10 protein-coding genes are annotated in these 8,720 nt (G+C 35.0%); all 10 read left to right on the forward strand.

All coding sequences use genetic code 11. The features are described 5' to 3' along the window. On the forward strand, window positions 1–596 hold a 596-nt coding region (locus tag AC30RD_RS03535), incomplete at its 5' end, for a class I tRNA ligase family protein (RefSeq protein WP_489492855.1). Between the two features lie 96 nt (window positions 597–692). Continuing rightward, entirely contained in the window at window positions 693–2,030 is a 1,338-nt protein-coding gene (gatA, locus tag AC30RD_RS03540; protein WP_489492856.1) for an Asp-tRNA(Asn)/Glu-tRNA(Gln) amidotransferase subunit GatA, read from the forward strand. 21 nt (window positions 2,031–2,051) lie between these two features. Further along, window positions 2,052–3,497 carry an IMP dehydrogenase gene (gene guaB / locus AC30RD_RS03545; RefSeq protein ID WP_489492857.1) on the forward strand — a complete coding sequence of 482 codons (1,446 nt, stop codon included), beginning with the start codon at window positions 2,052–2,054 and terminating at the stop codon, window positions 3,495–3,497. 106 nt (window positions 3,498–3,603) lie between these two features. Next, window positions 3,604–4,863: an O-acetylhomoserine aminocarboxypropyltransferase/cysteine synthase family protein gene (locus tag AC30RD_RS03550; protein ID WP_489492858.1), complete on the forward strand. Its 1,260-nt coding sequence runs from the start codon at window positions 3,604–3,606 to the stop codon at window positions 4,861–4,863. A 76-nt stretch (window positions 4,864–4,939) separates the two neighbouring features. Then, window positions 4,940–5,212 (forward strand): hypothetical protein, encoded by a 273-nt coding sequence (locus tag AC30RD_RS03555; RefSeq protein WP_489492860.1) that lies wholly within the window; start codon window positions 4,940–4,942, stop codon window positions 5,210–5,212. Further along, entirely contained in the window at window positions 5,209–5,628 is a 420-nt protein-coding gene (locus tag AC30RD_RS03560) for a type II toxin-antitoxin system VapC family toxin (RefSeq protein ID WP_489492862.1), read from the forward strand. The genes AC30RD_RS03555 and AC30RD_RS03560 overlap by 4 nt, the downstream gene beginning before the upstream one ends. Before the next feature lie 132 nt (window positions 5,629–5,760). Further along, the gene (gene metX / locus AC30RD_RS03565; RefSeq protein WP_489492863.1) at window positions 5,761–6,870 is read left to right on the forward strand and encodes a homoserine O-acetyltransferase MetX; all 1,110 of its coding nucleotides are present in this window, start codon (window positions 5,761–5,763) and stop codon (window positions 6,868–6,870) included. Next, window positions 6,867–7,070, forward strand: a complete 204-nt coding sequence (gene xseB, locus AC30RD_RS03570) for an exodeoxyribonuclease VII small subunit (RefSeq protein ID WP_489492864.1) — start codon at window positions 6,867–6,869, stop codon at window positions 7,068–7,070. The genes metX and xseB overlap by 4 nt, the downstream gene beginning before the upstream one ends. A gap of 3 nt (window positions 7,071–7,073) precedes the next feature. Further along, window positions 7,074–7,880: a carbon-nitrogen hydrolase family protein gene (locus tag AC30RD_RS03575; RefSeq protein WP_489492865.1), complete on the forward strand. Its 807-nt coding sequence runs from the start codon at window positions 7,074–7,076 to the stop codon at window positions 7,878–7,880. 2 nt (window positions 7,881–7,882) lie between these two features. Then, the gene (locus tag AC30RD_RS03580) at window positions 7,883–8,548 is read left to right on the forward strand and encodes a HesA/MoeB/ThiF family protein (protein ID WP_489492866.1); all 666 of its coding nucleotides are present in this window, start codon (window positions 7,883–7,885) and stop codon (window positions 8,546–8,548) included. Window positions 8,549–8,720 lie beyond the last annotated feature (172 nt).

The following is an 8,720-nucleotide window of genomic DNA, read 5'->3' on the forward strand; positions in this document are numbered from 1 at the left end:
TCGTTAACGAATTTAGCGGAATCTATCTTGATGTTTGTAAAGACAGACTATATTGCGATGCGCTAAATGATCCTCATAGGCGCGCAAGCCAAAGTGCGATGGCGATAATCGCAAAATCTCTTTTGACTTTGATAGCTCCTGTGTTGACATATACCGCTGATGAGATAGTAGAACATGCACCAAAGGTATTAAAAAATGAAAATGAGGATATTTTCGATTTTGAATATGAATCTATAAAAGAGATTAAAAGCGATTTTGACGAAGATTATATGCTTGATGCAAGAAGAAAATTTAACGAGATTGTTGATGGTTTAAAAAAGGATAAATTAGTTAAAAGTTCTCTTGAGCTTGTTATTGAGACCGAATCAAAAAAGGTTTTGGATATTGATGAGACAGAAAGAGAGGATTGGTTTATAATAAGCGGCGTTTTGAAAGATATAGATAGCGAAGTTTTGGGAGAGTTTGAAGTTGAAGGGGATCTTTTTTATATAAAAAGAGCTAAACTTCATAAATGTCCAAGATGTTGGAAATATAAGGCTTTAGAGGAAAACGGGCTTTGCGATAGATGTAAGAGGGTATTAAATGGATCTATCTAAGCCGGTCCCAATAGAAGTTATAGTTGGAGCTATACTGTTTTTTATTATAATAACATTAACGGGTATTTTTTTTGTAAATAGATATAGGAGGAAGAGTTGATAACTTTAAAAGAGGCGCTAAAGCTAAACAAAGAAGAGTTAAAAGAGTTAAAAAAAGAGCTAATAAAAAAAATAGAGGAAAATAAAGAGTTAAATGCCTATATAAGCGTTGATGAGTATGGCGATGGGGTTCCAATCGCGATAAAAGATAATATTCAGGTTGATGGATGGGAAATAACATGTGCTAGCAAGATATTAAAAGGATATATTGCTCCATATAACGCTACCGTTATTCAAAAACTTTTAGACGCCGGGCTTTCTCCTTTTGGGAGAACAAATATGGATGAGTTTGCAATGGGAAGTTCAACCGAGAGCAGCTGTTATGGAAAAACTCTAAACCCAAAAGATAGATCAAGAGTTCCGGGAGGCAGTAGCGGAGGAAGCGCCGCGGCCGTTGGTGCTGATATAGCTATCGCGGCTCTAGGAAGCGATACCGGTGGAAGTATACGTCAACCCGCCGCATTTTGCGGGATAGTGGGGATGAAGCCAACATACGGTAGAGTTAGTAGGTACGGGCTTGCGGCATACGGAAGCAGTCTTGATCAAATAGGCCCTATGACCAAAAATGTTGAAGATGCGGCTATTTTATATGATATCATAAGCGGATATGATCCTAAAGATTCAACAAGCGCTAAAATAGAGTATAAAAGTGTTGCTCAAAATCTAAATCCAAATAGAAAATTAAAAATCGGTGTGGTTCCAAACTATATCAAAGACGCCTCCAAAGAGGTTCAAAAGGCATATCAAAAGGCGATTGATGCGCTAAAAAAAGAGGGACACGAGATAATTGAAGTCTCTTTAATGGATGCAAAATATGATATTGCGGCTTATTATATTACCGCTATGGCCGAAGCTTCTACAAATCTTAGCAGATATGATGGAGTAAGATACGGATATAGAAGCAAAGAGGCCAAAAATTTGAACCAAATGTATGTAAATACTCGAAGCGAGGGATTTGGAGATGAGGTTAAAAGAAGGATACTTCTTGGAACCTTTGTTTTAAGTAGCGGTTATTATGACGCATACTATATTAAAGCGCAAAAGGTGAGACATTTAATAAAAGATGAATATATAAAAGTTTTTGAAAGCGTTGATCTTATTTTATCTCCGGTGGCGCCAACACCTGCTTTTGAATTTGGAAGTAAAAAGACGCCTCTTGAGATGTATTTGAGCGATGTTTATACCATTGGAGTAAATTTAGCCGGACTTCCCGCGATTAGCCTTCCTGTAGATGAGGATGGAGGTCTTCCTATAGGTTTGCAGTTTATAGCAAAACATTTTGATGAGCAGACTCTTTTTGATGGGGCTTTAAGTTTAGAAAGAGCTATTAGCTAAAAGAATTTTATAGGAGCAGATATGAGAATAAGAAAAAGGGCGTTAACATTTGAAGATGTGCTTTTAGTACCTAAACACTCAAAAGTTTTGCCAAAAGAGGTTGATATCTCCACAAGACTTACAAAAAACGTAACATTAAATATCCCTTTAGTATCGGCTGCTATGGATACCGTTACAGAACATAGAGCCGCAATCGCCATGGCAAGACTTGGGGGAATTGGAATAATTCATAAAAATATGGATATAGAGTCCCAGGTGTTGGAGATAAAAAGAGTTAAAAAGAGTGAGAGCGGAATAATAATAGATCCGATTTTTGTTCATCCAGATGCAACTTTAGCAGATGCTGAGAGGCTAATGAGCGAGTATAAAATAAGCGGCGTGCCTGTGGTGGATGAACATAAAAAGCTTCTTGGGATACTTACTAACAGGGATATGAGGTTTGAGAGAGACTACTCAAAAAAAGTTAGCGAAGTTATGACGAAAATGCCTCTAATTACAGCAAAACCTGGTATTACCTTAGAAGAAGCGGCTGAAATCATGCATAAACATAAAATCGAAAAATTGCCTATAGTAGATGATGAGGGATATTTAAAAGGTTTAATAACAATAAAAGATATAAAGAAAAAGATAGAGTATCCCAACGCTAATAAAGACGATTTTGGAAGATTGAGAGTTGGAGCTGCAATCGGCGTAAATCAACTAGATCGTGCAAAAGCTTTGGTGGAAGCCGGCGTTGATGTTTTGGTTTTGGATTCGGCTCATGGACACTCTCAAGGAATTATAGATACCCTCAAAGCTATAAAAGATACCCTTGTTATAGACGTAATCGCAGGAAACGTGGCGACGGCTGAGGCGACGGCCGATCTGATAGAGGCAGGAGCGGATGGAGTGAAAGTTGGTATAGGTCCAGGAAGTATATGCACCACAAGGATTGTAGCAGGAGTGGGAGTTCCGCAAATTAGTGCCATAGATGAGTGCGCTCAAGTGGCTATGGAGTATGACGTTCCAATAATCGCAGACGGGGGGATAAAATACTCAGGAGATGTGGCGAAGGCTTTAGCCGTTGGAGCAAGTAGCGTTATGATAGGAAGTTTGCTTGCAGGAACGGAAGAGAGTCCCGGAGAGGTTGTTATGTATCAAGGTAGACAATATAAAACCTATAGGGGTATGGGAAGTATAGGAGCTATGACAAAAGGTAGCACAGATAGATATTTTCAAGAAGGAACGGCCGCGGACAAGCTTGTTCCAGAAGGTATAGAGGGTATGGTTCCATATCGTGGAAAAATCTCAAACGTAGTTCATCAATTAATAGGCGGTCTAAGAAGCTCTATGGGATACGTTGGAGCAAAAGATATCAAAGCTTTTCAAGAAAGAGCGGAATTTGTTGAGATCACCAGTGCAGGACTAAAAGAGTCTCACGTTCACGACGTAACTATCACGAAAGAGGCTCCAAACTATCACGTATAAACTTCGAAGTTTAACTTCGAAGTCTCTTTTTTTGTTATATTTTTTTATTAAGCTTCTTAGAATACCCCTTATATTAAACTATAAAAAAATCTTATAAAGGTCTATTATGAAAAAAGAGACGATTGCCCTTCACGCAGGTTACACCAAAGATGAACAAAAAACTATGGCCGTTCCTATCTATATGACTACCGCATATGCTTTTGATAGCGTTGAAAACGCGGCGGATCTTTTTAGTCTAAAAGAGGTTGGAAATATTTATACAAGGATAGGAAATCCAACAACCGATGTATTGGAAAAAAGATTTGCGGCTCTTGAAGGAGGCGTAAGCGCACTTGCTACAAGTAGCGGAATGGCAGCCATTAATTATGCCATATTAAACGTTTGCGAAGCCGGAGATAATATAATTGCCGCAAATCAGCTATATGGAGGAACAGTTACTCTTTTTACCCATACCTTAAAAAGACTCGGTATTGAAGCAAGAATGTTTGATGTTCACTCTCCAAAAGAGTTGGAAAGTTTAATTGATGAAAATACGAAAGCTATATTTTTTGAAACTATCACAAATCCAAGTATCGATGTGCCCGATTTTGAAAAGATTGTTAAAATCGCAAAAGAGCATAATATTTTAACGATTGTGGATAATACCGTAGCTACGCCTATTCTTTGTAATCCTATAGAATATGGCGTAGATATAGTGGTTCATAGCACAAGCAAATATACCACGGGACAGGGGCTTGCCCTTGGAGGGATTATAATAGAGGCCGATTTTGCAAAAGAGAAGTTAAAAAACAACCCAAGATATAAAATGTTTAACGAACCAGATGAGAGTTATCACGGACTTGTTTATATAGAGGCTCCATTTCCGCCATTTATTTTAAGAGCCAGGCTTAGTTTGTTAAGAGATATGGGGTCGGCTCCAAGTCCTTTTAATAGTTGGCTTTTTATTCAAGGACTTGAGCATCTTAGTTTAAGAATAAAAAGGCATAGTCAAAGCGCTTTAAAAATCGCTAAATGGCTAAAAAATCATCCAAAAGTAAAAAAAGTAAATTATCCTCTTTTAGAAGACGATATCAATTATAAAAACGCAAAAAAATATCTAAAAGGCGGAGCAAGTGGACTTTTGAGTTTTGATGTTGGAAGTTTTGAAGAGGCGAAAAAAATAGCAAATAGAGTAAAAATATTTAGCAGAGTCGTAAATATAGGAGATAGTAAATCCATCATTACCCATCCAGCTTCAACTACCCATCAGCAGTTAAGCAGGGAAGAGTTAATTAAAGCCGGGGTAAGCGAGGGGCTTATAAGACTTAGTATAGGATTAGAAGCGGTTGAAGATCTAATCGAGGATTTAGAGGAAGCTATGAAATAAAATTAAGTTATATCAATTTGACAAATGTTTTAATTATGCGTATAATGAGAATATGTATATATACAGGGGGTATAAAATGGGAGTTGCCAAAATAAGAAAAAATCTTTTATTAGACAAAGAGCTTGTAGAGAATGTTGCTAAGATATTATCTTTAAAACATAAAAGTTTTAGTGAAGCTATAAATACATATTTTAAAGCTATTCTTAAAGATCCAAATATTGTTGATGAGGTGCAAAAACTTTCAAATAAAAGAACCGGTGCTTTTATCGGAATGCTGGATGGAATGATAGGCGATATTGATATAAAAGAGATGAAAAAAGAGTATTCCAAAGCTAAAGGTGGGGAGTGAATATCTTTTTAGACGCAAACATATGTTTGGATATGCTGGATAGCACAAGGAAAAATCATAAAAATAGCGTCCGGTTTTATCTAAAATATAAAGATGATGAGAGTGTAAAATTTTATTTTAGCGGAGATTTTTTAACAACTATTTTTTATGTTTTGACTGAGAAAAAAGGGCATAATAAGATAAGGGTTTTAAAAGCAATTGATAAATTATCTCAGGAGTTAGAGATAGTTTATTTGACTCAGGCAGATTTTATAAAAGCCAAAAATATCTTTTACGAACAAGAGTTTAAAGATTTTGAGGATTTACTTATTCTTTGTAGCGCAGATAGAAAAAGAGTGGATATTTTTGTTACGAGAGATAAAAATTTATTAAAATTGAAAAAATTTGATAATATCAAGATAGTTGAGCCTATATGAGAATTGTTAAATAAAAAAGATTTTAAGTATAGATAATAAACTAATATATTATAAAACCTCTTGCGAAATTTTAATATTTTCTTACTCCTACTTGGGTATAATTGTCTCTAAAATATTTATTAGAGGTTATAATTGGAAATAACTACGAAAAAAGCGAAATTTACAAATCCTTTATATCTTGAAAGCGGTAGGATATTGGAACCTTACGAAATAGTTTATGAAACATACGGGGAGCTTAACGAAGATAAAAGCAACGTAGTTTTGATCTGTCACGCACTAAGCGGTTCTCATCATGCTGCCGGAAAATATGAAGGAGATAGAAAGCCGGGATGGTGGGATAATCTAATAGGCGACGCAAAAGCGGTGGATACCTCAAAATTTTTCGTTATCTGCACAAACGTGATAGGAAGCTGTTTTGGCTCAACCGGTCCTATGTCTAAAATGTATCCCGATGATAAGCCCTATAGATTTAAATTCCCGGTTGTTACCATAAAAGATATGGTAAAAGCTCAAAGGATTTTATTATCAAAACTTGGGATAGATAAGATCCATGCGGTTATCGGCGGAAGTATGGGAGGTATGCAGGCTCTTAGATTTGCCGTGGATTTTCCGGGATTTGCAAAATATACTATATCATTAGCGGCAACTCATGCTACAAGACCGTGGGTAATAGCCTTTAATAAAGTAGCTCAGGAGGCTATATTAAAAGATCCAAATTTTAAAAACGGAAAATATGATCCAAAAGAGCTTCAAGAGAAGGGATTGAATGGGCTGGCTATTGGGAGAATGGCCGGTCATATAAGTTTTTTAAGTCATTATTCGATGGATAGAAAATTTGGCAGAGCTTATGTGGCAAATGAGGGTTTGTATGAGCTTTTTGGTAGATTTGAGGTTGAGAGATATCTTGAGTATAACGGTTATAACTTTTCAAAATGGTTTGATCCTTTAAGTTATCTATATATAACTAAAGCTATAAATATTTTTGATCTAAGCAGAGGATACGATTCGTTAAGTGAGGCTTTGGAGGTTGTAAAATCGAAACTTTTTTTGATCGGTTTTGAAAAAGATATACTTTTTCTTCCTGAGGAGATGAGAGAGATTAAAGATGCCATGGATGCTATTGGAAAAGGGGATTTGGCCGAATATTACGAAGTAAAGAGCGATTACGGGCATGATGCCTTTTTGGTTGAGGTGGATAAATTTAGCCAATATATTAACGATATTTTAGAGGAAAAAAGATGAAAGCAAGCGATTTTGAGAAAAAAATAGAAGAAGCTAAAAAAGTGTTGGAAAAACTTATGAATCCGGAAATTCCGCTAAATGAAAGCGTTAAGCTTTATAAAGAGGGGATAAATGCTTTAAAAGAGGCGCAAAAGATGTTAGAGAGCGCAAAAGCGGAGATTGAAGAGATAGAAAAAGAAAATTTTATACCAAAAGAGTAATGTATGGAGTGCGCTATATTACAGACGGCTTATCTTGGTATGAGCCATAATAGATTGGATTATTATCTAAGGATTTGCAAACATAAAAATATAAAAATGCTGCTACTTCCCGAGTTTGTTTTAAACAGATTTTTTAAAGAGATTGAAAACACTCCTATTAATATGATCAAAGAGCAGTCAAATCATCAAGTTAATATGATAAAAGAGCTTTCAAAAAAATACGGTATTACGATAGTGGCTCCCGTGGTTTTGGTTCAAAAGGAAAAAATTTATAAAACTATTTTGCTCTCTACCCCTAAAAAAAATAGTTATTATTATCAACAGATATTGATAAATTATAAACATTGGAACGAAGAGAGATTTTTTTCAAACGATATAGAAGTTGTAAAACCGCCGCTAATATTTAATATCGATGGTATAAAATTTGGAGTAATAGGTGGATATGAAGTTCATTTTAACTATTTTTTTGACGAGTTTATGAGAAAAAATGTCGATGCTGTTTTGATCCCAACCGTTTCTACGTTTGATTCAAATTTACGATGGAGAGAGCTTTTAAAAACAAGAGCATTTTTGGGTAATTTTTATCTTTTGAGGGCAAACAGAATAGGAGAATATAAAGATAAAAATATAAAATGGATATTTTACGGCGAGAGTATGTGTGTTGATCCTAACGGAAAGATAGAGAGTATGCTCTCAGATAAAGAGGAGCTTTTAATTTGTAAAATTGATAAAGAGTATATTAAAGAGTGTAAAAAAGCGTGGGGTTTTAAAAATGCTTTTAATCATAAAATAGCCCCAAAACAGAGGTGAGTATGAAAGATTATTTTAAAAGGCAGATAGAGCTTTGGGGTGAAGAGACTCAAAACTCTTTGCTTGATAAAAAAGTAGCGATTATTGGATGTGGAGGACTTGGAAGCTCTGTAGCCATAGCTCTTGGCTCAAGCGGTATCGGCGAGATCTATTTGGTTGATTTTGATAAAGTAAGTTTACATAATATTCACAGACAAATTGCTTTTAAAATGGATGATGAAGGAAAATATAAAGCCGATGTTGTAGCTAAACTTTTAAAAGATAGATGCCCTTATGTTAAAGCGTTGGCTTTTAACGAAAGTTTTGATGAGTTTAAAAAAAGAGCTCTAAATTATGATCTTATTCTTGATTGCACAGACAATTTGCAAACAAGACAAAAAATAGATCAATTTAGCAAAGAGATAAAAATCCCTTGGATATACGCAAGCGTTGAGGAGTTTAACGGACAGGTATGTTTTTTTGACAAAAGCAGTTTTAAAGCTTTTAAGATAACAGACAAAACTCCTGGAGGAATCGCTGCTCCGATAGTTATGATGGTAGCTTCTTTCGAAGCAAATCTTGCCATTAGATATCTAATCGGTTATCCTATAAAAAAAGATTTTTTATATTATCTATATTTTGATGGTGACGGAGATTTGGTAATAAACAAATTTCATATGCCAAAATAGTATTTAAATAGAGTATTTTTTCAGAGTGCTCACTTTATAAATTTTTAGGATCAGCTATGATTACAAAGGAAAATTTTAAAAAAGTTTTAGAAAAATTAAAATTTACAACTAAAGATGATATTATTTACATAAAAAAAATTGATAATTGTGAGCTTAAAGTTGATTTTCAAAA

The organism is Nitrosophilus sp. (genome assembly GCF_982775275.1).